Source organism: Pantoea sp. X-Soil-TKNS-1207 (genome assembly GCF_059730485.1).
Window position 1 is genome coordinate 3,106,341 of sequence record NZ_AP035958.1, and the last position, 26,388, is coordinate 3,132,728.

The window sequence follows — 26,388 nt, forward strand, 5'->3', positions numbered from 1 at the left end:
GACGGCCCGCAAATGCGGGCCGCTATGTTATTCACTGCGCTTAAGGGGTTTAACTAAACCTTGCAGACCTTCAATTTTAATCGCCAGCGTTAACTGCATCAGTTCACCGAGCTTCCCGGCCGGGAACTCCCCACCGCGCGCGAACCACAGCAGGTACTCTTCCGGCAGGTCGATCAGCATCCTGCCTTTGTATTTGCCGAACGGCATCGGCGTGTTGGCGATCTCAATCAGCTGCTGCTTTTCCATATCAGGCTCCGAGCAGGCGAATCATCTCTGCTTCATCAATCACCGCAATGCCCAGTTCCTGCGCTTTCGCCAGCTTGGATCCGGCGGCCTCACCGGCAATCAGCAAATCGGTTTTCTTCGACACACTGCCGCTGACTTTAGCGCCCAGCGCCGTCAGTCGGGCTTTCGCATCATCACGGTTCATCTGCGACAGCGAACCCGTCAGCACCACGGTTTTCCCGGCGAACGGACTGTCGATCTCTTCGGCATTGACCACCTCGACCTGCGGCCAGTGCACGCCCATCTCTTCCGTCAGCTCGCGAATCACCTCGCGGTTGCTCTCTTCATCCATAAAGTTACGCACATGGCTGGCGACGACCTTGCCGACATCCTGCACCGCAATCAACGCATCAAGATCGGCATCCATCACTTTTTGCAGCTCGCCGAAATGATTGGCAAGGTTAGCCGCGGTGGCTTCACCCACTTCGCGGATCCCCAGCGCATAGAGGAAGCGGGCCAGCGTGGTGAATTTCGCTTTCTCCAGCGCATCGACCACGTTCTGAGCCGATTTCGGACCCATGCGGTCCAGCCCGGTGAGTTTACCGGCGGTGAGACGGAACAAATCAGCAGGGGTTTTGACGTACTCTTTCTCCACCAGCTGATCGATAATTTTGTCACCCATGCCGTCCACGTCCATCGCGCGGCGTGACACGAAGTGCTTGAGTGCCTCTTTACGCTGCGCACCGCAAATCAGCCCGCCGGTGCAGCGCGTCACCGCTTCGCCCTCAACGCGCTCCACATCGGAACCGCACACCGGACAGTGGGCCGGGAACACAATCTCGCGCGTATCTTCAGGACGTTCTGATTCCACCACGTTAACCACCTGCGGGATCACGTCACCCGCGCGGCGAATCACCACTTTGTCACCAATGCGCAGCCCGAGACGGGCGATCTCATCGGCGTTGTGCAGCGTGGCGTTGCTCACCATCACCCCGGCGACCTGCACCGGCTCCAGACGGGCTACGGGCGTGATCGCACCGGTACGACCGACCTGAAACTCCACATCGCGCACCACGGTCATCTGCTCCTGCGCCGGGAATTTAAACGCTACCGCCCAGCGTGGGGCGCGGGCGACAAAGCCCAGTTGCTCCTGCAACGCCTGCGAATCAACCTTGATCACCACGCCATCGATATCGAAACCCAGCGATGGGCGGTCCTGCTCGACCTGACGATAAAACGCCAGCACCTCATCGGCGTTGTTCGCCAGGCGAATGCGGTCGGTAACCGGCAATCCCCAGGCCTTAAATTGTTGCAGGCGCTGCCAGTGGCTGGCAGGCATTTCGCCCCCTTCCAGCAGGCCCAGGCCGTAGCAGAAAAAGGTGAGCGGGCGCTTCGCGGTGATGCGCGGATCGAGCTGGCGCAGTGAACCTGCCGCGGCATTACGCGGGTTAGCAAAAACTTTGGCGCCGGTGCGACGCGCTTCATCATTGAGCTTTTCAAAGCCGCTTTCGGTCATAAACACTTCGCCGCGCACTTCGACGCGTGCCGGGATGTTGTCACCGTGCAGACGTAAAGGAATGGCGCGGATGGTGCGTACGTTAGCGGTGATGTTCTCCCCGGTAGTGCCGTCACCGCGCGTGGCGGCGCGGACCAGCAGGCCATCTTCATACAGCAGACTTACCGCCAGGCCATCCAGTTTGAGTTCGCAGCAATACACGAGGTCGTCGCTGCTTTTCAGACGATCCTGAACGCGTTTGTTGAAGGCAAGGAAACCGGCTTCATCGAAGGTGTTATCCAGCGACAGCATCGGCACTTCATGCCGCACCTGGTCAAAGGCAGCCAGCGGCGCGGCACCGACGCGTTGGGTTGGTGAGTCCGGCGTGATCAGCTCCGGGTGCGCGCTTTCCAGCTCGCGCAGCTGCGCCATTAATCGGTCATATTCTGCATCCGGAATTTCCGGCGTATCCATCACATGGTAGAGATGTTCGTGGTGACGTAACGTGGTGTGCAGCGCGATGATCTGCTCCTGAACCGATTTCATAATGCCTCATATGATGAAAAACCCCCGACAGGCGGGGGTTAAGGATAGAGATGTTTGATGCTTATGCAGATTATCAGCCGATAACCTCACGAATGCGTGATTTATAGGTTTCCAGCTTCTGCGGCGTCATCATGCGACGCTCATCATCCAGCACCACACCACCGACATCATCCGCGATACGCTGCGCGGATTGCAGCATCAACTTGAAGTTCTGATTCGCATCACCGTACGACGGCACCATCATAAAGATGGAAACGCCCGGCGTGGTGAAATCACCCATTTCGTCAGGGTTAAACGAACCGGGTTTAACCATGTTCGCCAGGCTGAACAGCACCGGGCCGCTGCCTGCCGGACTAAGATGACGATGGAAAATATTCATTTCACCGAACTGGAAGCCCGCCTGCAGAATCCCCTGCAACAGCGCTTCGCCGTTCAGCGCGCCGCCAGCATGGGCAGCAACGTGTAACACCAGCACCGCTTCTTTTTTACTGCCAGCAGGCTGCTGCGACGGTTTTTCTTCATGATGCGCAATCGGCGCTTCTTCCGGCAGTTCAGGCTGTTCTGCTGCTTCGAACTCCGGCGCTGGCTGCGTCGCACCTAACGGGTCCTGATCCAGCAATGGATCGGCCTGAATCGGTTGCGGCTGCGGCACAGGTCTGGCAGCCGGGGGGACCGGCTGCTGCGGTTGCTGGCGCACTTCCGGCTCCGCATCAAACAGCGGATCGCGCGACGGCGTCGCGTCATGACGCGGTGCAGGCTGACGAACAGGCTCTGGCGCACGCGGCGCGCTGGCAGGCTTTTCAGCATACCCGCTAAAGTCCGGTTCATCGTGCGCATCGTGATCGCGACGAACCCGAACTTCGCCGACGCCTTCATCATCGTCGCTCAGCAGATCATCATCCGCTTCTTCGCGTTGTTTCAGACGTTTGTGCGGGCGATCGCGAAACACGGAAGAGCGCTCTTTACGGCTGGTCCACAGTCCGTGAAGTAGCAGCGCTATTATGGCGATCGCGCCAACAACGATTAATATCAGACGCAAATCCTGCATCATTGTATTCTCTGTTGTTCCAATACCTTGCCACCACGGCAAACTTTATCCTCTAACTGTATTTGCCCTGCTACACAAGTGCAAGTCTGTGCAGTATTTTCTGACAAATTAGATAGCTGCCCCACGCTTTTTTGCTGTTTTTTCGTGCAAAGCGCCCCTGTTGCCGATAAAAAGCCAGGTTATGATGTTGGCGCCCGCATACAAAGGAGAAAGGCTCGTTATGCCCGCTGAGAATGAAGTCTCAACATTAAATGGTGTTCATTACTTTACCGAAGGATGGAAGCTGATACGTTTGCCCGGCATTCGCCGCTACGTCATTATTCCATTGCTGGTCAATATCCTGCTGCTGGGCGGTGCCTTTATCTGGCTGTTTAAACGGCTTGGACAGTGGATTCCGCAGTTGATGGCGCATATCCCCGACTGGCTGCAATGGCTTAGCTACCTGTTGTGGCCGCTGTCAGTGATCTCGATTGTGCTGGTGTTCAGTTACTTTTTCTCCACCATCGCCAACTGGATTGCCGCTCCCTTTTGCGGCCTGCTGGCGGAGCAGCTGGAGGGAAGACTGACCGGCAAACCGCTGCCCGATAGCGGCTGGATCGCCATGTTTAAAGATGTTCCCCGCATCATGAAACGTGAAATGCAGAAGCTGGGCTACTATTTGCCGCGTGCGCTGGGTTTGCTGGTCCTTTATTTCATCCCCGGCTTTGGGCAGACGGTGGCTCCGGTGTTATGGTTTTTATTCAGCGCCTGGATGCTGTCGGTGCAGTATTGCGATTATCCGTTTGATAACCACAGAGTCAGTTTTCAGCAGATGCGCAACGCGTTACGCCAGCATAAAACCGACAATTTGCAGTTCGGTGCGCTGGTGAGCCTGTTTACCATGATTCCGATTCTGAATCTGGCGATCATGCCGGTGGCGGTGTGCGGTGCCACTGCCATGTGGGTAGATCGCTATCGTCAGCAACATGCCCGTCATTAACCCATCAAAAAGCCTTATGCATTTTTGCACGGGGCTTATGGTTGTGGGCTATATAGATATGCGATTTCTTTCCTTCCGCGTACGGGCAGAACGGGTATGCTCTGAGGGTTCCCAATATTTCATACAGTTAAGGACAGGCTATGAGTAAGATCTATGAAGACAACTCTCTGACAATTGGTCATACGCCGCTGGTTCGACTGAACCGCATCGGTAACGGCCGCATTCTGGCGAAGGTCGAATCGCGCAATCCGAGCTTCAGCGTCAAATGCCGTATCGGTGCCAATATGATTTGGGACGCAGAAAAACGCGGCATCCTGAAAGAAGGCGTAGAACTGGTTGAGCCAACCAGCGGTAACACCGGCATCGCCCTCGCCTATGTGGCAGCGGCGCGTGGCTACAAACTGACGCTGACCATGCCAGACACCATGTCAATCGAACGTCGTAAGCTGCTGAAAGCGCTGGGCGCCAATCTGGTGCTGACCGAAGGTGCGAAAGGCATGAAAGGCGCTATCGCCAAAGCGGAAGAGATTGTCGCCAGCAACCCGGACAAATTTGTGTTGTTGCAGCAGTTCAGCAACCCGGCCAACCCGGAAATTCACGAAAAAACCACCGGCCCGGAAATCTGGGAAGACACCGATGGCGAAGTGGATGTGTTTATTGCCGGTGTCGGTACTGGCGGTACGCTGACCGGTGTAAGCCGTTACATCAAGAACACCAAAGGTAAGAAAGATCTGATTTCTGTGGCGGTAGAGCCGACAGATTCCCCGGTTATCGCCCAGGCGCTGGCTGGCGAAGAAATTAAGCCAGGCCCGCACAAAATCCAGGGCATCGGCGCAGGCTTTATCCCAGGCAACCTTGACCTGAAGCTGATTGACCGTGTGGTGGCGATCACCAACGACGAAGCCATCAGCACGGCGCGTAAACTGATGGAAGAAGAAGGCATTCTGGCCGGTATCTCTTCTGGCGCTGCGGTCGCTGCCGCCCTGAAATTGCAGGAAGACGAGGCCTTCGCGAATAAGAACATCGTGGTGATCCTGCCCTCTTCCGGCGAGCGCTATCTGAGCACCGCGCTGTTTGCCGACCTGTTCACAGAAAAAGAACTTCAGCCGTGATACCAAAAGTGTGAAATCGGCGAAAAAAGCACCCGAATGGGTGCTTTTTTGTGGGTCAGATCTCACTTTTATCACCAGGCAGATTGCTTTCAGTGACGAGGGTCTGGTATTTAAGCTCCCAATTATTTCGGTGCCTGAAATTAATCGGGCTTTGAAGTGGATCAAGCTGAATCGATTTACTGATTTGGCGAAACGGCGAATCACGGCATACTAAGCAGATGGAGCGATCATCCCTGCTTTGATCCTTCACCTGGAATGACGCTCTCATTCATGCGTATTTTTGGTCAGCGTGATGCCATACCAGCGCACCTACACAGGCTAAAGTTACGGCTCCAGGCTAGACTTTAGATCCATAACACCAAACCTGATAAAGTTGGGGAAATAGAATGTTCCAGCAAGAAGTTACCATTACCGCACCTAACGGCCTCCACACTCGTCCTGCAGCTCAGTTCGTTAAAGAAGCCAAGGCTTTCCAGTCTGAAATCACTGTGACCTCCAATGGCAAATCCGCCAGCGCGAAAAGCCTGTTCAAACTGCAGACTTTGGGTCTGACTCAGGGTACGGTTGTTACGCTGTCTGCCGAAGGTGAAGATGAGCAGCAAGCGGTTGAGCACCTGGTGAAACTGATGGCTGAGCTGGAGTAATCCGCTCAGTTTGTAACTAAACCGACTCCTTTGCCCCATTGAGTGCAAACATCTTGATCGCGGACAATCTGTCCGCGTTATTGCTTCCGTAGAGTACTGGTCCGCGACAATGGCAATGCATCGGGTCAACGAGCCATCGTGATTAAAAGGTAGGGTTATGATTTCAGGCATTTTAGCATCACCGGGTATCGCTTTCGGCAAAGCACTGCTGCTGAAGGAAGATGAGATCGTCATCAACCGTAAAAAGATTTCTGACGATCAGGTTGAGCAGGAAGTACAGCGCTTCCTCGATGGGCGTAGTAAAGCTGCCATCCAGCTCGAAGCCATCAAAGTCAAAGCCGGTGAAACCTTCGGTGAAGAAAAAGCGGCGATCTTTGAAGGTCATATCATGCTGCTCGAAGACGAAGAGCTGGAGCAGGAAATCATCGACCTGATCAAAAAAGATCACGCGACTGCTGACGCTGCTGCCCACTCTGTCATTGACGGCCAGGCAAAAGCGCTGGAAGAACTGGACGACGAATACCTGAAAGAGCGTGCGGCTGACGTGCGTGACATCGGTAAGCGCCTGTTGCAGAACATCCTCGGTCTGCACATCGTCGACCTGAGCGCTATCGCTGACGAATCTATTCTGGTGGCAAAAGATCTGACGCCGTCAGAAACCGCACAGCTGAACCTGAAAAAGGTGCTGGGCTTTATCACCGATCTCGGCGGCCGTACGTCTCACACCTCCATCATGGCGCGTTCCCTTGAGCTGCCTGCGATTGTCGGCACCGGTAACGTGACTACCACCATCAAAAATGGTGATTTCCTGATTCTGGATGGCGTAAACAACAGCGTTTACATCAACCCGACACCGGACGTACTGGAGGAGCTGAAAGCCATCCAGACGCAATATCTGTCAGAAAAACACGAACTGGCGAAACTGAAAGATCTGCCGGCTATCACGCTGGATGGTCATCAGGTTGAAGTGTGCGCCAACATCGGTACCGTGCGCGACGTCGCAGGTGCTGAGCGCAACGGTGCTGAAGGCGTGGGCCTGTATCGTACCGAGTTCCTGTTTATGGACCGCGACTCGCTGCCGACCGAAGAAGAACAGTTCCAGGCTTACAAAGCTGTGGCTGAAGCGATGGGTTCTCAGGCGGTTATCGTTCGTACTATGGACATCGGCGGCGACAAAGACCTGCCGTACATGAACCTGCCGAAAGAAGAGAACCCGTTCCTCGGCTGGCGTGCGATTCGTATCGCCATGGACCGCAAAGAGATTCTGCACGCTCAGCTGCGCGCGATTCTGCGTGCTTCGTCGTTCGGTAAACTGCGTATCATGTTCCCGATGATCATTTCCGTAGAGGAAGTTCGTTTCCTGAAAGCGGAACTGGAAATGCTGAAAGCGCAGCTGCGTGAAGAAGGCAAAGCCTTTGATGAGACCATTGAAATGGGCATCATGGTGGAAACGCCAGCTTCTGCGGTCATCGCACGCCATCTGGCGAAAGAAGTCGACTTCTTTAGTATTGGGACAAACGATCTGACGCAGTATACTCTGGCGGTCGATCGTGGTAATGATTTGATTTCTCACCTCTATAACCCAATGTCGCCTTCTGTTCTGGGCCTCATTAAGCAAGTGATCGACGCATCACATGCCGAAGGGAAATGGACCGGCATGTGTGGTGAGCTGGCTGGTGATGAACGTGCTACACTACTGTTACTGGGAATGGGGCTGGACGAATTCAGCATGAGTGCCATTTCAATCCCGAGCATCAAGAAAATTATTCGTAATACCAATTTTGAAGATGCGAAGGCATTGGCGGAGCAGGCTCTGGCTCAACCCACAGCAGACGATTTGATGAACCTGGTTAATAAGTTCATCAAAGAAAAAACACTCTGCTGATACGCGAGACGCTGGCCCCAAATTACTGCTTAGGAGAAGATCATGGGTTTGTTTTCTAAACTTTTTGGCGACAAAACAGAGAGCGCATCTGGGACTATTGAAATTGTAGCGCCTCTGTCAGGCGAAATCGTGAATATTGAAGACGTACCAGATGTGGTATTCGCAGAGAAAATTGTTGGCGACGGTATCGCGATCAAACCGACTGGCAACAAAATGGTTGCACCGGTTGATGGCACCATCGGCAAAATCTTCGAAACCAACCACGCATTTTCAATCGAGTCTGACAACGGCATCGAGCTGTTTGTCCACTTTGGTATCGACACGGTTGAACTGAAAGGTGAAGGCTTCAAACGCATCGCTGAAGAAGGCCAGAAAGTGAAAAAAGGCGATGTGGTGATCGAGTTTGATCTGCCGCTGCTGGAAGAGAAAGCAAAATCCACGCTGACGCCGGTCGTGATCTCTAACATGGATGAGATCAAAGACCTGATCAAACTCTCTGGTCCGGTAACCGTGGGCGAGACCCCGGTGATTCGCATCAAGAAATAATCCGCAGTCTGGATTGCAAAACAAATCATGCCGGAACGCTTAGCGTTCCGGCTTTTTTTATGCCTGTAAATGATGTTTTTGCTTTCTATCCAAAGGATCAAGGCAAAGCGCCGGGAGCCGACTGAGTCGCATAAAAACCCGAATCCCTGAGAGATTACGGATGCAGTCAGGACTGCGAATTCGCTCAGCCGATCATTTCACGCCATACCGATCAACACGTTACAAGGGCGCCCATCAGGACGCCATGCGCATTACTCGGCATTCACCCCCATTGAAAAGGGTTTGGAGAAGTCCAGATACTCGCCATTATCCGCTTTAACATGTTTAAGATCGGCGTTTTTAACGAAGCCGGTAAAGGTCGCGGTACGTTGATAGGAAAGATTGTCCCAGTCGGAGAGCCTCACTGAGGTACCGGGTGCGGCCTGTACATAGATATTCTGACCTTTAATCCATGCAGGTAAATCATAAGTCACTCTTTCTCCGGCTGGTAAGCAAAACTGTAGCGCACTGGATGTGCTGATGATGCAACCTAATGGTTTCTGGCTATTGTCCACCCGCATCGAGAAAGGTTTAGAAAAGTCCAGATACTCCCCATTGTCAGCTTTAACATGTTTGAGTTTTTCATTCACAACGGTGCCAACAAAGGTGGCAGTGCGCGAATAGGAAAGATGATCCCAGTCAGAAAGTGTCACCGAAATTCCGGGATCGGCCTGAACATAGATATTATGTCCTTTAATCCAGTCGGGTAATACCAACGATTTTTGACCGGCAGAGAGGCAATATTGTCCACCAGCGTCGATATTGTAAATACACCCTGAATTATTCAGCCCCAGCAAACTAACAGACCAATTCTGACGCGGAGAACCATCACACTGGCGTAAGGCAATGTTCTGATTGAACCCTGTGTCTGTCAGGCACATATCGGTTTTGTATTTTTTAATTTGCCCGCTCTTACTAATATCCCAGTAAAAATTTGGACTGGTGTGATTGCAGGTTTGCAGTTTTATCTCACCCAGATCGGGTTCGGCAGAGGCGATACAGTAATTATTGCGGGTTTCTAAACTGCGCCCTTTCGTATAAACCCAGCCACCTTCCGGCTGGTTAAGGCAATATTGCATCGTCAGGCTGGCCCCATCATTAAAACCGCTGGCGACGATACAACCATTTTCTGCTTCCGATCCCAGTGCGCCGCGTAATGAAGTCCCGATCCCATTCTCCTGAATAGCACCTGAAGCTTGCGCATCTATTTTTGAAAAGTTTTTGCAGTCTTCACTGACGGCTGTTGAGCTAATATAAGAAGGATAGGCGTTACCAGATAAGGTACCTGTCGGGAAGGGTAAAAAAGCGGAACTATAGGGTTGACCGGTACAGGTCGAGCGGTCATTGTTCCATTCAAAATACTCGGTCCATCCTGCCATACCTGAGGATGAGATTTTAGTTGTACTGGTTTTAATGCTGCCGAGAACAAACTCGTTGGTGGTGCCATCGGGTTCCGTCGTCGTCACATTGACGGTGAACCAGCCTCCGCCACTGTGCGCCAGATGGAACTTATAATTACCGCCTTCACGCCAGATGTATTTCATACGACAACTGTAACCTGACTGGCCTTCTGTGAATGCCAGGCAATAGCTACCTGCACTTCCTACTTTGGCTTCTGTCGCATTCCAGATCGAAAACAAAAAGGTTCTGCTATTGAAATTTCCTTCATCGCTTTGCATCCCGGTGTAGCCATATTCATTAGAACCATCAAAATTAAACTGATTCGACCAAAACATATTTGATGTACTGCCAGGATCTTTAATCACGTTGATCGCAAAATCGACAGCATCAAAAGCCCCTGGATCATTATTAAACTGATAATAAGCCGTAGAACCTGGTGTGTGACCAGCGGAAAATGTGGTTGCAGAATAAAACAGTAAAGCATGGCATGATGATGTTAAAATTTTTTTAAACATAAAAAGTCCCTTTATAAAAAACAATGACTTAACGAATGGCCATCGAAATTATAATGGAACGTGTGCTCAGATAGGTCTCAACAAATCATGCTTCATAAAAATCTCAGGCCGGAAGCCTGATTTTCAGAAGTACTTTTCTTTATCATCATCCAGCAATTTATTTATAACCAGGAAAAAATTAAGACATATTTATCAGATATAAGAAGTCATACCAGGATCGATAAAATCATTAAACCCGAGAGATTATCAGCCTTATGTTATGGACATAAAATAACGTAAACAGACAATAAAACTCAGCAGGCTGAAACGAAGAAACAAAAGTCGCGCAGGGTAAAGCAGGAGTACGAAAACCTGAAATATTATCAGGGCGTAACGTCTGAGAAAATATTTTTAAGGGGGGAATTACGCAGAATTATTTACAGGCTATCTCGAAAAAACCAGTCAGTCGCGAAACTGACTGGCATGACTACTGGCGGAACCGATTTTTGTCAGTCGGCTTTAACTTAAGCGTCCTGTTTCCAACGCGGCAGCCTGAGCGTCAGCTCCAGCCCGCCTTCGGGACGATTTACCGCCTGGACTTCACCATGATGCGCCAGCACCACCTTACGCACGATCGAAAGCCCTAAGCCGTAGCCTTTCCCCATCACCGGTGAATTCACCCGTACGAAAGGGTCGAAGATGCTGGAGAGCTTCTGATCATCCACGCCCGGCCCCTGATCGCGTACCCGGATGGCCAGCCACTGGTTTTCCGCCTGCAAACGCACCTGAATATACTGCCCCTTGTGGGAGAAACGCAGCGCATTGCGCAACACATTCTCCACACCGCGGCGAATCAGTTCCGCATTGCCGCGTACCGTGTAATCCGCGTTCTCATCCACCTGGAAATCGACTTTCACCCCAGGGATCTGCGCTTCATAACGCACATCCGTCACCACCGCATGTACCAGACCGGTCAGGTCGAAATACTGTTCATCCGGCATACTTTCGTGCTCAGCGCGTGACAGGGTCAGCAACTCACCAATCATCTTGTCCAGACGGCGTGCTTCTTCATCGATGCGACTCAGTGAAGATTCAACGCTTTCCGGCGTCTGACGCGCCAGCCCGGTAGCCAGCTGCAAACGCGCCAGCGGTGAACGCAGCTCGTGCGAGATGTCATGCAGCAACTCCTCGCGCGCTTTTACCAGCGTATCCAGGCGCTCCACCATGGCATCAAAATCCTGCGCCACGCTGGAAAGCTCATCATGACGTTTACGCATCACCGGATAGAGACGCACGCTCAGGTCGCCGCTGCTCACCCTGGCAAAACCCTCACGCAACTGCTGCATCGGCCGCGTCAGGTTCCACGCCAGCAACAGGCTGAACAACAGCCCCAGCGCACCGGCGAAGGTAAACATTGGCTCGGGGATATTCAGAATGCGGCGCGGACCACCGCCGCCCATCGAGCTGTCTTCACGCAGACCTTTAACGTCATAGCGCAACTCATACTCTTTGCCGTCGGCCCCTTTCACCCAGCGCACAATCACATTCGGGAACTCACCATGGAACGGTTCATTCAAACTTTCCGGTGGCGCATGTTGTTCAGAAGCGGGTTTAACGTGCTGGATCACCGAAAAAAACTGACGATCGTTCGGTTCCCAGCCAGCCATCATATCTTCGAGCGAACCCGGACCACCGCGCTCCAGCACCGACACCGCCGAGGCCATTTGCAGGTTAACGATACGGCGAATCGCCATAATCTCCGGCGGTTCATGATGCTTGCCGGAGAGAGTAAAGCCGAGCCACAGCAGCTGGCTGATAATGACAAAAACTATCCAGAAGCCCAGCAGGATCTTCCAGAACATCCGGCCACGGTAGCTATGTTTCATCTAATGCGATAACCGATGCTGCGCACAGTTTCAATATTGACGCTGTCGGCAGTCAGCGCCGCCAGCTTCTGGCGAATATTGCTGATATGCACGTCAACGCTGCGGTCGTAGGCTTCACGCGGACGGCCCAACCCTTTTTCCGACAGCTCGTCTTTGGAGACCACACGATCCGGCGCGCGCATCAGCAGGTCCAGCAAATTGAATTCTGAAGCGGTCAGGTCAAAGGCTTTGCCCTGCCATTCGGTAATGCGGGTGGCGGGATTGAGGCAGAGATCGCCCCAGCGCAGCACTTCTTTTTTGTCTGGCAGCGGGGTCTGATCTTCAAAACGACGCAGTACGGCACGCAGACGGGCGACCAGCTCGCGCGGGTAACACGGTTTCGGCACATAATCGTCCGCGCCCATCTCCAGACCGATCACGCGATCGATATTGTCGCCTTTGGCGGTCAGCATAATGACCGGCAGACGGCTGTTCTGCCGTACCTGACGCAGCACGTCAATGCCGCTCATATCAGGCAGCATGATATCGAGGATCATAGCGGTATAATTGCCGGATAGCGCGCCTTCAACTCCGGCGCTTCCGGTCAAAACCAGTTGTGCATCAAAGCCTTCCGCAATCAGGTATTGGCTCAGCATAGTGCCAAGCTCTAAATCGTCATCAACAAGCAGAATTTTCATCTTTATCTCTCGTACAAAATTGCCGCTATTTTGTCCTGAGTTCGTCCTGAACGCAGCCGGTTTTACTCGATCCTTACAAGGTGACTATGTCGCGGCGTGATTTATCGCGTGAATTTATATCGCAGAAAAACAGCGCGATGAATCGCGCCGCTACGAAGTCGTGCCAGAAGAGAGTTTAGTGGAAAACACCGGTGGAGAGATAACGGTCGCCGCGATCGCAAATAATCGCCACCACCACGCTGCCCGGCTGAGCCGCCGCAACGCGCAATGCTCCGGCTACCGCGCCGCCAGAACTGACACCACAGAAAATACCTTCGCGTCGTGCCAGTGCACGCATGGTCTCTTCCGCTTCCTGCTGCGCCATATCCATCACCTCATCCACCAGATCGGGGCGGAAAATGCCGGGCAGATAGGCGCTCGGCCAGCGACGGATACCGGGAATGCTGCTGCCTTCCTGCGGTTGCAGGCCAATAATTTTCACCGCTGGCGCGTGTTCACGCAGAAAACGCCCGACGCCGGTGATGGTGCCGGTGGTGCCCATGCTGGAGACAAAATGGGTCATTCGTTGCTGGCTCTGCTGCCAGATTTCCGGCCCCGTGGTGAGATAGTGGCCGAGCGGGTTATCCGGGTTGTTGAACTGATCCAGCACCCTGCCCTCCCCCCGCGTCGCCATCTCCTGAGCTAAATCACGCGCCCCTTCCATCCCCTGCTCACGCGTCACCAGCACCAGTTCGGCCCCGTAGGCGCGCATCGCATCCTGCCGTTCCTGGCTCATATTTTCCGGCATCAGCAGGCGCAGACGATAGCCTTTCATCGCAGCGATCATCGCCAGCGCGATGCCGGTGTTGCCGCTGGTGGCTTCAATCAGGGTATCGCCCGGTTTGATGTCGCCACGCAGCTCAGCCTGATGGATCATCGACCAGGCCGCACGATCTTTTACCGAACCCGCCGGATTGTTGCCTTCCAGTTTTAACCAGATCTCGCTGCCGTTGTCAGGCGTCAGGCGCTGCAACTTAATCAACGGCGTATTGCCGATGGTATTTTCCAGTGTGGTCACGGTCAGATTCCCGGCGAAAGAGGGGCAAAGAAATCGGGCGGGAAAATCCCGCCCGAAGGAGTGTCAAAAATATCAGGCGCTCTCGGCAAAGGCAACCGGGCGCAGCGGCGTCGTCCCCTGGTAAAGTCGTGCCTGTTGCAGGCCAACAAACAGACGTTCGCCGCGAATCGGCGCGGTATGCTCACCATCAAACGTCAGGGTGAAGGGTTCGCTCTGCCAGCCGCTTGGCTGCACCACCAGCTGCCAGAAGTGACCACGCGGGCTGACTTCCAGCACCTGCACCGGCAGCGGCGTTTCGAGGCTGCTCTGGCGCGAAACATCAATTTCCCACGGGCGCAGGAACAGTTCGACCGCACCCTGGTGGGCTGGCGTATAACCCAGCGGCCAGCGATGGGCGGCGACATGGAATTGTGAGCCATGCACTTCGCCATCAAAACGGTTCACTTCACCGAGGAACTCCAGCACAAAGCGGGTGGCGGGATCGCGCCATACGTCGTCCGGCGTACCCACCTGCTCGATATTGCCCTGGCTCATCACCACCACGCGATCCGCGACTTCCATCGCTTCTTCCTGATCGTGGGTAACAAATACGCTGGTGAATTTCAGTTCTTCATGCAGCTGACGCAGCCAGCGACGCAGCTCTTTACGCACCTGCGCATCGAGCGCGCCGAACGGTTCGTCCAGCAATAAAATTTGCGGTTCCACTGCCAGCGCACGCGCCAGCGCGACACGCTGTTTCTGGCCGCCCGACAGCTGCGCCGGGAAGCGGTTCGCCAGATGCGCCAGTTGCACCATCTCCAGCAGACGGGTCACGCGCTGTTTGATCTCGGCGGTGGAAGGACGCTCACGGCGCGGCAGCACCGTCAGACCAAACGCGATGTTGTCGAACACCGTCATATGGCGGAACAGCGCGTAATGCTGGAACACAAAGCCCACCTGGCGATCGCGCGCATGAATGCGGCTGACGTCTTTACCGTGGAAATGGATCTGCCCGCTGTTCTGATGCTCAAGCCCGGCGATAATACGCAGCAGCGTGGTTTTGCCGGAGCCGGACGGTCCCAGCAATGCCACCATCTGACCGGAAGAAATATCCAGAGAGATATCGTTCAGCACCGGGGTACGGCCAAACGCTTTGTTAATCTGTTTAATCTCAATGCTCATGATTTTCCTCCAGTTGACGTTTCTGCTGATGCTCTAATCGCCACTGCAGCACGCTTTTCAGAAACAGTGTCACTATCGCCATCAGGGTCAGCAGCGCAGCGGCGGTAAACGCGCCTACGGTGTTGTAGTCCTGATGGAGTAATTCAACCTGAAGCGGCAAGGTATAGGTTTCGCCGCGAATCGATCCCGATACCACCGAGACCGCGCCAAACTCGCCGATAGTACGGGCGTTGGTCAGTACCACGCCGTACAACAACGCCCAGCGAATGTTCGGCAGCGTGACGCGGCGGAACATCTGCCAGCCGGATGCGCCTAACAGCACCGCGGCTTCATCTTCGTTACTGCCCTGGCTCAGCATCACCGGCACCAGCTCACGCACCACAAACGGACAGGTGACGAAGACGGTAGCCAGCACCATGCCCGGCCAGGCGAACATAATCTGGATATTGTGCGCGTCGAGCCAGCCACCGGCCGGACCGTTGATGCCCCAGAACAGCAGGTACATCAGGCCAGCGACTACCGGCGACACCGCAAACGGGATATCGAACAGGGTCAGCAGCAGCTGACGGCCAGGGAAGTTAAAACGGGTCACCAGCCATGCCAGCAGCGTGCCAAACACCAGGTTCACCGGTACGGTGATCAGCGCCACCATCACGGTCAGCCAGATGGCATGAAGCATGTCGCTGTCTTTCAGATTGCTGATGGCTGCACCCAATCCCTGATTGAGCGCTTCCCAGAAGATCGACACCATCGGCACCACCAGCAACAGGATGGAGACCAGCGCGCCGATACCAATCAGCAGCCATTTGCTCCAGTTGATCGGTGAGCGATCGGCACGATTGATTTGTGAAATCTCTGCCATTAGTGGCCTCCGAGACGACGGCCAAAGCGGCTTTGCAGGGTGTTGATGGCGAACAGCAGCAGCAGCGAGGCGGCCAGAATCACCGAGGCGATGGCGCTGGCGGCCGGGTAGTCAAACTCCTGCAAACGCACGAAAATCATCAGTGAGGTCACTTCAGTTTTCCACGCGATGTTGCCGGCGATAAAAATCACCGCGCCAAATTCACCGAGGCTACGGGTGAACGACAGCGCCGTTCCCGCCAGCAGCGCTGGCGCCACTTCCGGCAGCACCACACGACGGAAGCTCTGCCACGGCGTCGCGCCCAGCGTTTCTGCCGCTTCTTCGTATTCCGGCCCTAACTCTTCCAGCACCGGTTGCACGGTACGCACCACAAACGGGATGCTGGTAAAGGCCATCGCCACTGCGATACCGAGCCAGGTGTAAGAAACTTTGATGTCATAATGCGCCAGCCACTGACCATACCAGCCGTTGACCGAGAACAACCCGGCCAGCGTCAGACCGGCTACGGCGGTCGGCAGGGCAAAAGGTAAATCCATCAGCCCATCGAGCAGCGTACGGCCCGGAAAGCGATAACGGGTCAGGATCCACGCCATCAGCATCCCGAACACCGCATTGAAAATTGATGCCACGCCAGCCGACAGCAGCGTGACTTTGTAGGCGGCGATCAGCTGCGGGCTGGTAATCACTGCCCAATACTGCGCCAGCGTCATTTTCGACAGCTGCATCAGCAGCGCGCTGATCGGCAGCAGCAGAATCAGGCAGGTAAACAGCAGGCTGGTGCCGAGGCTGAGACCGAATCCGGGCAGTACCCGTTTTTGTGTTAAAGCAAACATCAACCGCGCCCCGCTGCCAGCAGTTTGTCCAGCTCACCGCCGCTGGAAAAATGGGTTTTCATCACGTTATCCCAGCCGCCAAACGCCTCGTCGACGTTGAACAGCGCAGTCTGCGGGAAGCGGCCCTGCTGCTCCGCCATCAGCTGCGGGTTATTTACGCGATAGTAAAAGCTGGTGATAATTTTCTGCGCTTCCGGGCTGTAGAGATAATTCAGGTAGGCTTTCGCCGCATCGGCGGTGCCGTTGTGCTCAACGTTTTTGTCTACCCAGGCAACCGGGAACTCGGCGAGGATATTGGTCTTCGGCACAATCACTTCGTAATCGTCTTTGCCGTACTGGTTACGGATGTTGTTCACTTCTGACTCAAAGCTAATCAGCACATCACCCAGCCCGCGTTCGGCAAACGTGGTGGTCGCACCGCGGCCGCCGGTATCAAACACTTCAACGTTCTTCAGAAATTTGGTCATGTAGGCTTCGGTTTTCGCCTGATCTTTGCCATCCGTCTTATCTGTCGCGCCCCAGGCGGCCAGATAGGTATAACGACCGTTGCCGGAGGTTTTTGGATTCGGGAAGATTAGCTTCACATCATCACGCGCCAGATCGGCCCAGTCGTGAATATGTTTCGGATTACCTTTGCGCACCAGAAACGCCATGGTGGAGTAAAACGGCGAGCTGTTGTTCGGCAGACGGGTTTGCCAGTCCGCCGGGATGAGCTGGCCTTTGTCATGCAGCACCTGCACATCGGTTACCTGGTTGTAGGTCACCACATCGGCGCGTAATCCTTGCAGGATCGCCAGTGCCTGTTTCGATGAACCGGCATGAGATTGTTTGATGGTCAGCTTGTCACCGGGATGGCTGGCATCCCACTGTTTTTCAAAAGGCGCATTGAGGGCGACGAACAGCTCGCGCGAGACGTCATACGAGCTGTTGAGCAGCTCGGTCGCCTGCGCCGCACCCGCCATTGCCAGCGCAAGCGCGATACCGCCAACCAACTTTTTGCAAATGGGAAGTGTCATGCTGCACCTGGATATTTGAAGTCACGGCTGATGCCATCAGATGTTGTCAGTGTATTTATAACTCAGGGCAAACCAGTAACGGTTTTATATATCGTTTGCTGATTTCAAAGTCTAAAAAGGCATAAGACGCCGGGGAAGGTTATGCATCAGACGGGATAAAAACCGGACGGCGCAACGGCCGTCCGCGGGCGATTACAGCGCCTGCAACGCGTCAAGCGACGGGGCAAAGTAGTAGCTGCCGGTCACCGGTTTGGTAAAGCGCAGCATGGCGTCCATCTTGCCGTCGCGCTCGCCAAACATACTCAGCAGCTGCTGTTCAATATTATACAGGCGATGGCAGTAGGCGATAAAAAACAGGCCATGCGTGCCGCTGGCGGTGCCGTAGGGCAGGCTCTGACGCAGGATCTTCAGCCCTTTCCCCTCTTCTTTCAGATCGACACGGCTGAGGTGCGAGGTCGCCGGACGCTGATCGCCAGGCAACTCTTCGTTATCTTGTTTGGTGCGGCCAATCACCGCCTCCTGCTTCTCCACCGCCATACGGTTCCACAGCTTGAGATTGTGCTCCCAGCGCTGCGTGAAGACGTAGCTGCCACCGGCGTCCGGGCCGTCAGCGATAATCGCCACCTGCTGGCGTTGCTCGCCCTGCGGGTTTTCGGTGCCATCGACAAAGCCAGAGAGATCGCGTTCTTCCACCCAGCGGAAACCCTGGGTTTCTTCTTCTATCGTTACCGCATCGGCAAAGGCCACCAGCGCCGCCTGCGCCAGCGAGAAATTGACGTCATGGCGCAGCGACTGGATATGGATCAGCAGATCACGCTGAGTGGCGGGCGCAATGCCTTTGCCCAGCGCGCTAAAGGCCTTCAGCTCCGGGGCGCTGTCTGCGCCCTGCAAGTCACGCCACAGCGCATCGCCAAAGGCGATTACCGCACCGAGTCCGGCATCCGGGAATTTTTGTTGCAGCGCATCGAGATGTTGCAGGAAGGTTTTGCTGCCCAGGCGCAGCGCATCAAGATCGCCCGTGACACGGGCTTCCAGCCAAATGGCGAAACGGCGGTGTTCCAGCAGGATCCCGCTCTGAAATTGAGACATCGAAATGCTCTCCGGCAATGGGGGGATAAACGGTGTTTTTTTCGCCCGTATCATACCGGAAAGCCGCGGTGATAGCCCGTATCACCGCAACTTTTTAGTGGATTAGCGTTGCCAGACGATCTTGCTGATTTTCCAGTTTTTCAGCGTGTCGTCAGACGGCATCAGCCCCTCAGGACCATGCCATTCGCCGCTGTAGATGTAGGCGATGTGCTGGCTGTTCGGCGCACGGCATTCGACATCACGGCTGTCGAGACCTGGCACCATTTTGCAGTTATCAAAGGCTTTGCTGAATCTGGCGCTGAACAGGTCGCCGATTTTGCTGCCATCGGCACTTTTCGCGCCAGTATCCAGCACTTCAATGCGTTCAACGCTGCTCTGTCCGTTGATCACCAGTTTGACCTGGCCGTCATCCAGCGCCTGCCAGAACTCCACCACCTGGCCGTTCTGGGTGCGCATCCCCTGACGCAGGGTGTAATCACCGTTCAGCGCTTTATCGATGGCGCTCTGCGTCATGGCGGTGGCGCTGGACAGCCCGGCCACGCCCTGCTCGCTCACGGTAAGCGCACCCCCAAACCAGTTCATCGGATTGAGTGCCGACCAGTGATAGCTGAGGGGGTTGTACCAGTGGCTTTCTGCCGCCGGGGTGGATGCACCGGAACTGGCGCAGCCTGCCAACACCAGAGCCGACGCCAGCAGCGCGGGACGAACAACTTTCATGAAAACTCCTTGATATTCTTTGCCGGTTGGCGTGCCTGTTGGAGTCGCAAAGCGGCAAAAAGTTTATTCGGGATGCTGATGTTCAGGTAAAAAACAGTCGCGCAGGCGTCGATGGGTTTGCAGCCAGTAGAGCGCCAGCAGGTCAAACAGCGCCAGCAGCAGCGGGAACGGCGAGTCGGGCATCTCGCCTTGCAACAGGCTGTAGCCCTGCCACAGCAGGTTAATCAGCACCGAGAGGCTCAGCACCTGACGCCAGCTTTGCCACAGACGCGGCCAGCGCAGACGGTAGCCGGTGAGCAGCAGGCCGATTGCCGAGGGAATGCCAAGGGCGAGGCCCAGCCAGAAACTTTGTCGATCGGGATAGAACAACGCCAGCAGATCGTTGCCCTGCTGACGTGACGCACCGGCCATCACCAGCAGCAGCCAGGTACGCGCCTGTAACAACAGAATCAGCCAGAAAAGAAATGGCAGCCGCAGCTGCCCTTTCGCATCGTACTCTTCTGGCGGGTATTTCAATGTCATCGATGATTAATACTCGCGGTCTTCGATTAAACGCTTGCCCAGCAACAGCGAATCCACCGGCTCGTAATCGAGCTTTTCATAGAAGGCCACCACCTGATCGTTCTCTTCACGCACCATCAGATGGATTTTCGGACAGCCGCGCGCAATCAGTTTCTTTTCGAGGCGATTCATCAACGCATTGGCGAAACCGCGGCCCTGATAATCAGGATGGACCGCCAGGTAGTAAGCCGCTCCCCGATGGCCGTCGTAGCCACCCATCAGAGTACCGACCACTTCACCGCCAACTTCAGCCACCAGAAACAGCTCCGGGTCATGGTTCATTTTGCGTTCAATGTCCAGCTCCGGGTCGTTCCACGGGCGTAACAGATCGCAACGCTCCCAGAGCGTGATCACTTCTTCAAAATCTTCCTGGCGGAAAGAGCGGATTTCCATTGGCGTTACCCTATAGTTAGGCACAATTCGCTGATTATCACGCATTCTTTGCCAGGCAGCTACCCTCGCACCCCACAGCGGCGGAAAAAAGCGACGAAATTCCTGTTAGCGACCTGAAATACAAAGTAAAGCCCTGAAATGGTTACGGGGTCGCTCCGGGATGAATGTTACGATATAACACTTTGCAGGTTTACCTGTCAGGGATTCATTGATGAAAAAGATTTCGCTGCTTAAACGCTTAACCAATCGCCGTCAGCTGCTGCTATCCGGGCTGGCACTGGCAGTGCTGTCACCACGCATGGTGATGGCGAAAGAAGAAAACGCCGATTTGCGCGTCAGCACGCGCCATAGCAAACCGGCTCCCCCGGCCAACAACGGCAAACGCATTGTGATGATCGACCCCGGCCATGGCGGTATCGATTCGGGTGCCGTGGGCGAACAGGGGTCGGAAGAGAAGCACATCGTGCTGGATATCGCTAACAACGTGCGTCAGCTGTTGCAGAATCATCCGCGCGTTGAAGTGCGTCTGACCCGTGACACGGACTACTTTATCCCGCTGTATCAGCGCGTTGAAATCGCCCACCAGCACGGTGCGAACCTGTTTATGTCGATTCACGCCGATGGCTATACCAGCCCCGATGCCAACGGTGCGTCGGTGTTTGCCCTGTCAAATCGCGGAGCAAGCAGCGCCATGGCGCGCTATATGTCGCAGAAAGAGAACGATGCGGACAAAGTGGGCGGCGCGGAAGTGGCGCAGAAAGATCAGTATCTGAACCAGATCCTGTTCGATCTGGTGCAGACCGATACCATTCGCAACAGCCTGACGCTTGGCAAACACGTACTGGATCAGATTCGCCCGGTGCACCATCTGCACAGCCAGCACACCGAACAGGCGGCGTTTGCGGTACTGAAATCGCCGTCGATTCCGTCGGTACTGGTGGAAACCTCGTTTATCACCAATCCCCACGAAGAACAGCTGCTCGGCACCCAGGCGTTCCGCCACAAGATCGCCAGCGCCATTGCGGATGGCATCGTCAATTATTTTGATGAGTATGATCGTCAGCGGGCTTAACGCTATAATCGCGGCAAATTTTCGCAGCGAGTAAATCATGAGCAAACCCGATATTTCCCGCGTCCGCGCTTTTTTGCTGGCGTTGCAGGATGACATTTGCGCCCAGCTGGCGGCGGAAGATGGCGCAGCCGAATTTGCTGAAGACAGCTGGCAGCGCCCCGGCGGCGGCGGCGGACGCAGCCGCGTGCTGCGTAACGGCGCGGTGTTTGAGCAGGCCGGCGTCAATTTCTCCCACGTCCACGGCGACCAGATGCCCGCCTCGGCAACCGCGCACCGCCCGGAGCTGGCGGGTCGCAGCTTTGAGGCCATGGGTGTGTCACTGGTGATCCATCCGAACAACCCCTATGTGCCGACCAGCCACGCCAACGTGCGTTTCTTTATCGCTGAGAAGCCCGGCGCCGACCCGGTCTGGTGGTTTGGCGGCGGTTTCGATCTCACGCCCTACTACGGTTTTGAGGAAGATGCGCTGCACTGGCATCAGACCGCCTTTGATCTGTGCCAGCCGTTTGGCGAGGATGTCTATCCGCGCTTTAAAAAGTGGTGTGATGATTACTTCTACCTGAAGCATCGTGACGAACAGCGCGGTATCGGCGGTCTGTTCTTTGACGATCTCAACACCCCCGATTTTGACTACTGCTTTGATTTTACCCAGGCGGTCGGCAACGGTTTCCTGCAAGCCTATCGCCCGATTGTAGCGCAGCGTAAGGCGCTGCCGTGGGGCGAGCGTGAGCGCCAGTTCCAGCTGTATCGTCGTGGTCGTTATGTGGAGTTCAATCTGGTGTGGGATCGCGGAACGCTGTTCGGCCTGCAAACCGGCGGCCGCACCGAGTCGATCCTGATGTCGATGCCACCGCTGGTGCGCTGGGAATATGATTATCAGCCGGATGAGGATTCCGCAGAAGCCGCGCTGTATCGCGATTTCCTGCCGGTGAAGGATTGGCTGAAACGGGGATCGCATTAAGCCAGCTGCGGCGGATGAACGGTGCGTATCAATACGCACCGTTCATAACACAGGATCGGCATTGATGCCGACCTGGCCGATTAACCACCCGCTACCTACAACGGCTCGGTCTGCGCCTCCACCACCGCCAGCGCCACCATATTCACGATGCGTCGCACCGAGGCGATGCGCGTCAGCACATGCACCGGCTTGCTGATGCCCATCAGCACCGGCCCCACCGTTACCCCTTCTGAACAAGAGACGCGCAGCAGGTTATAGCTGATGCGTGCCGCTTCCACATTCGGCATGATCAACAGATTCGCGGTGCCTTTCAGCGGGCTGTCCGGCATCAGCTCACGCCGAATGCTCTCCACCAGCGCCGCATCGCCATGCATCTCACCGTCAATCTCCAGATCCGGCGCACGTTGCTGAATCAGCGCCAGCGCCTCACGCATTTTACGCGCGCCCGGCGCGTTTGAGGTGCCAAAGCTGGAGTGCGACAGCAGCGCCACGCGCGGTTCGATACCAAAGCGCCGTACCGTTTCCGCCGCCAGCAGCGTGATATCCGCCAGCTGCTGCGGCGTCGGATCCTCGTTGACGTAGGTGTCGGCGATAAAGGTATTGCCGCTCGGCAGCAGCAGCGCATTCATCGCTCCTGCCACCCGCACATCGGGGCGGAAACCGAAGACCTTCTCAATCACCTCGTAATGTTCGTGGTAATCGCCCACCGTGCCGCAGATCATCGCGTCCGCCTCGCCACGATGTACCATAATGGCCCCGATTAAGGTGGGGTTGCCGATCACCGCCCGCTGCGCCATCTCCGGCGTGACGCCGCGCCGCTTCATCAGCTGATAATACTCGTTCCAGTAGGCTTTAAAGCGCGGGTCAGACTCATTGTTTACCACTTCAAAATCCTTGCCTGCCTCGATTTTCAGCCCCTGCTTTTGCAAACGCATCGCGATCACATTCGGGCGACCAATCAGGATCGGCTTCGCCAGGCCGAGCGAGACCAGCTCCTGCGTGGCGTGCAGCACCCGCACCTCCTCCCCTTCCGCCAGCACCACGCGCTGCGGCGCTTTGCGCGCCTGCGAGAAGATCGGCTTCATAAACAGGTTGGTTTTATAGACAAACTCGGTGAGCTTCTCGCGATAGGCATCGAAATCTGCAATCGGTCGGGTGGCCACGCCGGATTCCATTGCCGCTTTCGCAACCGCCGGGGCAATTTGTACGATCAGACGCGGATCGAAGGGTTTGGGGATCAGATACTCCGGGCCAAAGCTCAGGTCCTGATCGTCATAGGCCGAGGCCACCACATCGCTCTGCTCGGCCTGCGCCAGGTTAGCAATGGCATGGACCGCCGCCAGCTTCATCTCTTCATTTATGGCGGTGGCGCCCACATCCAGCGCGCCGCGGAAGATAAACGGGAAACACAGCACGTTGTTGACCTGGTTGGGGAAATCAGAGCGCCCGGTACAGATAATCGCGTCCGGCCGCACCGCTTTCGCCAGCGGCGGCATAATCTCCGGTTCCGGGTTAGCCAGCGCCAGAATCAGCGGGTCCGGCGCCATCTGCTGCACCATCTCCGGCGTCAGCACCTGCGGTCCCGAGCAGCCGAGGAAAATATCCGCCCCGGCAATCACCTGCTCCAGCGTGCGTTTCCCGTTATCCTCGACGGCATAGGCCGCTTTGGTTTCCGCCATATCGGCGTCGCGCCCGCGCCAGATCACCCCTTTCGAATCGCACACCACGATGTTGTGTTTCTGCATCCCGAGCGCCACCAGCAGATTCAGGCAGGCAATCGCGGAGGCCCCCGCGCCTGACACTACCAGCCGCACATCGGAGATGGCTTTTTTGACAATCTGCAACCCGTTGAGCACCGCTGCGGTGCAGATAATCGCGGTACCATGCTGATCGTCGTGGAACACCGGGATCTTCATGCGCTCGCGCAGCCGCTTTTCAATATAGAAACACTCCGGCGCTTTGATATCTTCCAGGTTGATGCCGCCGAACGTCGGCTCCAGCGCCGCAATCACCTCAATCAGTTTGTCCGGGTCCAGCTCATCGATTTCGATATCAAACACATCGATACCGGCGAACTTCTTAAACAGCACGCCCTTGCCTTCCATCACCGGCTTACCGGCCAGCGCCCCGATATTGCCCAGGCCGAGTACCGCAGTGCCGTTGGAGATCACCGCCACCAGATTGCCGCGCGCGGTGTATTTGTGCGCCGCGAGCGGGTCCGCAGCAATTTCCAGACAGGGGGCCGCCACGCCGGGCGAATAGGCCAATGCCAGATCGCGCTGGGTCGCCAGCGGTTTGGTGGGTGATACCTGGATTTTTCCGGGGGTGGGATACTGATGAAAATCGAGCGCGCTTTGCTTTAGTTGATCGTCCATTGGGCATCCTGTTGCGCCGGTGAATGAGCGTCCAGTATAGAAATCAACGGCGCAAAAGAGGGTGAAGGCGCTCAAAGAACGAGCGGCTTACAAGGGCACAGATTGCCACAGCCGGAGCAACAGCTCCGTCACAGGCTGCTATGCTTAGGAGTGGCAAAACGCGCAGCCCGGCCCCTTTATTACAACCGCGCGCCGTGGGCCTCCCGGCTGCACTATCAGAGAAAACGCATTTTCTTAGCCTGACGTCTGTAGCAATGTGTTGGACCGGTACCCACCAGGAAATGGCGCAACAAGGCCATGGCTGCCTGAGGTTTGCTATTTGCCCTAATTATTGCTAATCAAGGAGTTAAGCGATGAACCAGCTAGATGCATTGAAACAGTTCACCACCGTGGTGGCGGACAGTGGCGATATCGAATCGATTCGCAACTACCACCCGGAAGACGCCACCACCAACCCCTCGTTAATCCTCAAAGCCGCCGGACTCGACGCCTACAAACACCTGATTGATGACGCCATCGACTACGCCAAAAAACAGGGCGGCAGCAAAGAAACCCAGATCATCAACGCCAGCGACAAAGTGGCGATCAACCTCGGTATGGAAATTCTGAAAAGCGTACCGGGCCGTGTTTCGACCGAAGTGGATGCGCGCCTCTCTTTCGATCGTGGCATGTGTGTTACCAAAGCTGAAAAACTGGTACGTCTGTACGAAGAACACGGGATCGAACGTTCACGCATTCTGATCAAACTGGCTTCCACCTGGGAAGGCATCCGCGCCGCCGAGGAGCTGGAAAAGAACGGCATCAACTGTAACCTGACGCTGCTGTTCTCCTTCGCCCAGGCCCGCGCCTGCGCCGAAGCCGGCGTGTTCCTGATTTCGCCGTTTGTCGGCCGTATTTATGACTGGTACAACAGCCGCAAGCCGATCGACCCCTATTCAGCGGATGAAGATCCTGGCGTGAAATCGGTACGTCGCATTTACGACTACTACAAAAAGCATCGCTACAGCACCGTCATCATGGGCGCCAGCTTCCGTAAAGTGGAACAGATTCTGGCGCTGGCCGGTTGTGACCGTCTGACCATTTCACCTAACCTGCTGGAAGAGCTGGCGAACAGCGATGCACCGGTGGAGCGTAAGCTGGAGCCGTCTACCGAAGGATTCCACCAGCCTGCCTCGCTGTCCGAAGCGGAGTTCCGCTGGGAGCATAATCAGGACCCGATGGCAGTGGAAAAACTGTCCGACGGTATCCGTCAGTTTGCTGTTGACCAGCAAAAACTGGAGGACGTGCTGGCCGCTCGCCTCTAGTTGCTAACAC

General features: G+C 55.4%; 24 protein-coding genes. 8 read left to right on the forward strand and 16 right to left on the reverse strand.

What is annotated here, in order from left to right; all coding sequences use genetic code 11:
- Positions 1-27: 27 nt before the first annotated feature.
- The 3 genes from AC6I8V_RS14515 to zipA all read right to left on the reverse strand — a co-directional run bounded on the left by AC6I8V_RS14515 (position 28) and on the right by zipA (position 3,317).
- Positions 28-246, reverse strand: a complete 219-nt coding sequence (locus AC6I8V_RS14515) for a DUF3820 family protein (protein WP_497842955.1) — start codon at positions 244-246, stop codon at positions 28-30.
- A 1-nt stretch (position 247) separates the two neighbouring features.
- Positions 248-2,266: an NAD-dependent DNA ligase LigA gene (ligA, locus tag AC6I8V_RS14520; protein ID WP_497842956.1), complete on the reverse strand. Its 2,019-nt coding sequence runs from the start codon at positions 2,264-2,266 to the stop codon at positions 248-250.
- Between the two features lie 73 nt (positions 2,267-2,339).
- Positions 2,340-3,317: a cell division protein ZipA gene (gene zipA, locus AC6I8V_RS14525; protein WP_497842957.1), complete on the reverse strand. Its 978-nt coding sequence runs from the start codon at positions 3,315-3,317 to the stop codon at positions 2,340-2,342.
- A gap of 217 nt (positions 3,318-3,534) precedes the next feature.
- Between zipA and cysZ the strand changes: the two genes are divergently transcribed.
- The 5 genes from cysZ (at position 3,535) to crr (ending at position 8,480) form a co-directional block, all read left to right on the forward strand.
- A complete protein-coding gene (gene cysZ / locus AC6I8V_RS14530) occupies positions 3,535-4,293 on the forward strand; it encodes a sulfate transporter CysZ (protein WP_497842958.1) in 759 nt (252 codons plus the stop codon).
- Between the two features lie 140 nt (positions 4,294-4,433).
- Entirely contained in the window at positions 4,434-5,405 is a 972-nt protein-coding gene (gene cysK, locus AC6I8V_RS14535) for a cysteine synthase A (RefSeq protein WP_497842959.1), read from the forward strand.
- A gap of 386 nt (positions 5,406-5,791) precedes the next feature.
- Complete coding sequence (ptsH, locus tag AC6I8V_RS14540; protein ID WP_007889063.1) at positions 5,792-6,049, forward strand: phosphocarrier protein Hpr; 258 nt, start codon at positions 5,792-5,794, stop codon at positions 6,047-6,049.
- 157 nt (positions 6,050-6,206) lie between these two features.
- On the forward strand, positions 6,207-7,934 hold the full coding sequence (gene ptsI, locus AC6I8V_RS14545; RefSeq protein WP_497842960.1) for a phosphoenolpyruvate-protein phosphotransferase PtsI: 1,728 nt from the start codon (positions 6,207-6,209) through the stop codon (positions 7,932-7,934).
- Positions 7,935-7,976: 42 nt separating this feature from the next.
- Complete coding sequence (gene crr / locus AC6I8V_RS14550) at positions 7,977-8,480, forward strand: PTS glucose transporter subunit IIA (RefSeq protein ID WP_013509993.1); 504 nt, start codon at positions 7,977-7,979, stop codon at positions 8,478-8,480.
- A gap of 251 nt (positions 8,481-8,731) precedes the next feature.
- Here crr and AC6I8V_RS14555 read toward each other — a convergent pair whose 3' ends face one another.
- The 12 genes from AC6I8V_RS14555 to AC6I8V_RS14610 form a co-directional block, all read right to left on the reverse strand.
- The gene (locus tag AC6I8V_RS14555) at positions 8,732-10,435 is read right to left on the reverse strand and encodes a ricin-type beta-trefoil lectin domain protein (protein ID WP_497842961.1); all 1,704 of its coding nucleotides are present in this window, start codon (positions 10,433-10,435) and stop codon (positions 8,732-8,734) included.
- Positions 10,436-10,938: 503 nt separating this feature from the next.
- Positions 10,939-12,300: an ATP-binding protein gene (locus AC6I8V_RS14560; RefSeq protein WP_497842962.1), complete on the reverse strand. Its 1,362-nt coding sequence runs from the start codon at positions 12,298-12,300 to the stop codon at positions 10,939-10,941.
- Positions 12,297-12,977, reverse strand: coding sequence for a response regulator transcription factor (locus AC6I8V_RS14565; RefSeq protein WP_497842963.1), 681 nt, complete (start codon positions 12,975-12,977; stop codon positions 12,297-12,299). Before AC6I8V_RS14565 ends, AC6I8V_RS14560 begins: the two co-directional genes overlap by 4 nt.
- 175 nt (positions 12,978-13,152) lie before the next feature.
- On the reverse strand, positions 13,153-14,034 hold the full coding sequence (gene cysM, locus AC6I8V_RS14570) for a cysteine synthase CysM (RefSeq protein ID WP_497842964.1): 882 nt from the start codon (positions 14,032-14,034) through the stop codon (positions 13,153-13,155).
- Between the two features lie 72 nt (positions 14,035-14,106).
- On the reverse strand, positions 14,107-15,195 hold the full coding sequence (cysA, locus tag AC6I8V_RS14575) for a sulfate/thiosulfate ABC transporter ATP-binding protein CysA (RefSeq protein WP_497842965.1): 1,089 nt from the start codon (positions 15,193-15,195) through the stop codon (positions 14,107-14,109).
- Positions 15,185-16,057 (reverse strand): sulfate/thiosulfate ABC transporter permease CysW, encoded by an 873-nt coding sequence (gene cysW, locus AC6I8V_RS14580; protein ID WP_497842966.1) that lies wholly within the window; start codon positions 16,055-16,057, stop codon positions 15,185-15,187. The genes cysA and cysW overlap by 11 nt, the downstream gene beginning before the upstream one ends.
- Entirely contained in the window at positions 16,057-16,890 is an 834-nt protein-coding gene (gene cysT, locus AC6I8V_RS14585; RefSeq protein WP_497842967.1) for a sulfate/thiosulfate ABC transporter permease CysT, read from the reverse strand. The genes cysW and cysT overlap by 1 nt, the downstream gene beginning before the upstream one ends.
- On the reverse strand, positions 16,890-17,906 hold the full coding sequence (locus tag AC6I8V_RS14590; RefSeq protein WP_497842968.1) for a sulfate ABC transporter substrate-binding protein: 1,017 nt from the start codon (positions 17,904-17,906) through the stop codon (positions 16,890-16,892). Before AC6I8V_RS14590 ends, cysT begins: the two co-directional genes overlap by 1 nt.
- A 192-nt stretch (positions 17,907-18,098) precedes the next feature.
- A complete protein-coding gene (locus tag AC6I8V_RS14595) occupies positions 18,099-18,995 on the reverse strand; it encodes a Dyp-type peroxidase (protein WP_497842969.1) in 897 nt (298 codons plus the stop codon).
- Between the two features lie 102 nt (positions 18,996-19,097).
- Positions 19,098-19,712 carry an RpoE-regulated lipoprotein gene (locus AC6I8V_RS14600; protein WP_497842970.1) on the reverse strand — a complete coding sequence of 205 codons (615 nt, stop codon included), beginning with the start codon at positions 19,710-19,712 and terminating at the stop codon, positions 19,098-19,100.
- Positions 19,713-19,775: 63 nt separating this feature from the next.
- A complete protein-coding gene (locus tag AC6I8V_RS14605; RefSeq protein WP_497842971.1) occupies positions 19,776-20,234 on the reverse strand; it encodes a DUF2919 domain-containing protein in 459 nt (152 codons plus the stop codon).
- 6 nt (positions 20,235-20,240) lie between these two features.
- Entirely contained in the window at positions 20,241-20,666 is a 426-nt protein-coding gene (locus tag AC6I8V_RS14610; RefSeq protein WP_084876235.1) for a GNAT family acetyltransferase, read from the reverse strand.
- A gap of 211 nt (positions 20,667-20,877) precedes the next feature.
- On the opposite strand from AC6I8V_RS14610, the gene amiA reads away from it, so the two are divergent.
- Both amiA and hemF read left to right on the forward strand, forming a co-directional pair.
- Entirely contained in the window at positions 20,878-21,738 is an 861-nt protein-coding gene (amiA, locus tag AC6I8V_RS14615; RefSeq protein ID WP_497842972.1) for an N-acetylmuramoyl-L-alanine amidase AmiA, read from the forward strand.
- A 37-nt stretch (positions 21,739-21,775) separates the two neighbouring features.
- A complete protein-coding gene (gene hemF / locus AC6I8V_RS14620; RefSeq protein ID WP_497842973.1) occupies positions 21,776-22,699 on the forward strand; it encodes an oxygen-dependent coproporphyrinogen oxidase in 924 nt (307 codons plus the stop codon).
- Positions 22,700-22,794: 95 nt separating this feature from the next.
- Here the strand turns inward: hemF and maeB are convergent, their stop codons facing one another.
- Entirely contained in the window at positions 22,795-25,074 is a 2,280-nt protein-coding gene (gene maeB / locus AC6I8V_RS14625) for an NADP-dependent oxaloacetate-decarboxylating malate dehydrogenase (protein ID WP_497842974.1), read from the reverse strand.
- 353 nt (positions 25,075-25,427) lie between these two features.
- Here maeB and tal point away from each other — a divergent pair, with 353 nt between their 5' ends.
- Positions 25,428-26,378: a transaldolase gene (gene tal / locus AC6I8V_RS14630; protein WP_497842975.1), complete on the forward strand. Its 951-nt coding sequence runs from the start codon at positions 25,428-25,430 to the stop codon at positions 26,376-26,378.
- Positions 26,379-26,388: the final 10 nt, after the last annotated feature.

What these genes read in the sequence shown, in the direction of transcription:
- AC6I8V_RS14515 (WP_497842955.1), bottom strand. Translation starts at nt 246, where the DNA reads ATGGAAAAGCAGCAGCTGATTGAGATCGCCAACACGCCGATGCCGTTC.
- ligA (WP_497842956.1), bottom strand. Translation starts at nt 2,266, where the DNA reads ATGAAATCGGTTCAGGAGCAGATCATCGCGCTGCACACCACGTTACGT.
- zipA (WP_497842957.1), bottom strand. Translation starts at nt 3,317, where the DNA reads ATGATGCAGGATTTGCGTCTGATATTAATCGTTGTTGGCGCGATCGCC.
- cysZ (WP_497842958.1), top strand. Translation starts at nt 3,535, where the DNA reads ATGCCCGCTGAGAATGAAGTCTCAACATTAAATGGTGTTCATTACTTT.
- cysK (WP_497842959.1), top strand. Translation starts at nt 4,434, where the DNA reads ATGAGTAAGATCTATGAAGACAACTCTCTGACAATTGGTCATACGCCG.
- ptsH (WP_007889063.1), top strand. Translation starts at nt 5,792, where the DNA reads ATGTTCCAGCAAGAAGTTACCATTACCGCACCTAACGGCCTCCACACT.
- ptsI (WP_497842960.1), top strand. Translation starts at nt 6,207, where the DNA reads ATGATTTCAGGCATTTTAGCATCACCGGGTATCGCTTTCGGCAAAGCA.
- crr (WP_013509993.1), top strand. Translation starts at nt 7,977, where the DNA reads ATGGGTTTGTTTTCTAAACTTTTTGGCGACAAAACAGAGAGCGCATCT.
- AC6I8V_RS14555 (WP_497842961.1), bottom strand. Translation starts at nt 10,435, where the DNA reads ATGTTTAAAAAAATTTTAACATCATCATGCCATGCTTTACTGTTTTAT.
- AC6I8V_RS14560 (WP_497842962.1), bottom strand. Translation starts at nt 12,300, where the DNA reads ATGAAACATAGCTACCGTGGCCGGATGTTCTGGAAGATCCTGCTGGGC.
- AC6I8V_RS14565 (WP_497842963.1), bottom strand. Translation starts at nt 12,977, where the DNA reads ATGAAAATTCTGCTTGTTGATGACGATTTAGAGCTTGGCACTATGCTG.
- cysA (WP_497842965.1), bottom strand. Translation starts at nt 15,195, where the DNA reads ATGAGCATTGAGATTAAACAGATTAACAAAGCGTTTGGCCGTACCCCG.
- cysW (WP_497842966.1), bottom strand. Translation starts at nt 16,057, where the DNA reads ATGGCAGAGATTTCACAAATCAATCGTGCCGATCGCTCACCGATCAAC.
- cysT (WP_497842967.1), bottom strand. Translation starts at nt 16,890, where the DNA reads ATGTTTGCTTTAACACAAAAACGGGTACTGCCCGGATTCGGTCTCAGC.
- AC6I8V_RS14590 (WP_497842968.1), bottom strand. Translation starts at nt 17,906, where the DNA reads ATGACACTTCCCATTTGCAAAAAGTTGGTTGGCGGTATCGCGCTTGCG.
- AC6I8V_RS14595 (WP_497842969.1), bottom strand. Translation starts at nt 18,995, where the DNA reads ATGTCTCAATTTCAGAGCGGGATCCTGCTGGAACACCGCCGTTTCGCC.
- AC6I8V_RS14600 (WP_497842970.1), bottom strand. Translation starts at nt 19,712, where the DNA reads ATGAAAGTTGTTCGTCCCGCGCTGCTGGCGTCGGCTCTGGTGTTGGCA.
- AC6I8V_RS14605 (WP_497842971.1), bottom strand. Translation starts at nt 20,234, where the DNA reads ATGACATTGAAATACCCGCCAGAAGAGTACGATGCGAAAGGGCAGCTG.
- AC6I8V_RS14610 (WP_084876235.1), bottom strand. Translation starts at nt 20,666, where the DNA reads ATGGAAATCCGCTCTTTCCGCCAGGAAGATTTTGAAGAAGTGATCACG.
- amiA (WP_497842972.1), top strand. Translation starts at nt 20,878, where the DNA reads ATGAAAAAGATTTCGCTGCTTAAACGCTTAACCAATCGCCGTCAGCTG.
- hemF (WP_497842973.1), top strand. Translation starts at nt 21,776, where the DNA reads ATGAGCAAACCCGATATTTCCCGCGTCCGCGCTTTTTTGCTGGCGTTG.
- maeB (WP_497842974.1), bottom strand. Translation starts at nt 25,074, where the DNA reads ATGGACGATCAACTAAAGCAAAGCGCGCTCGATTTTCATCAGTATCCC.
- tal (WP_497842975.1), top strand. Translation starts at nt 25,428, where the DNA reads ATGAACCAGCTAGATGCATTGAAACAGTTCACCACCGTGGTGGCGGAC.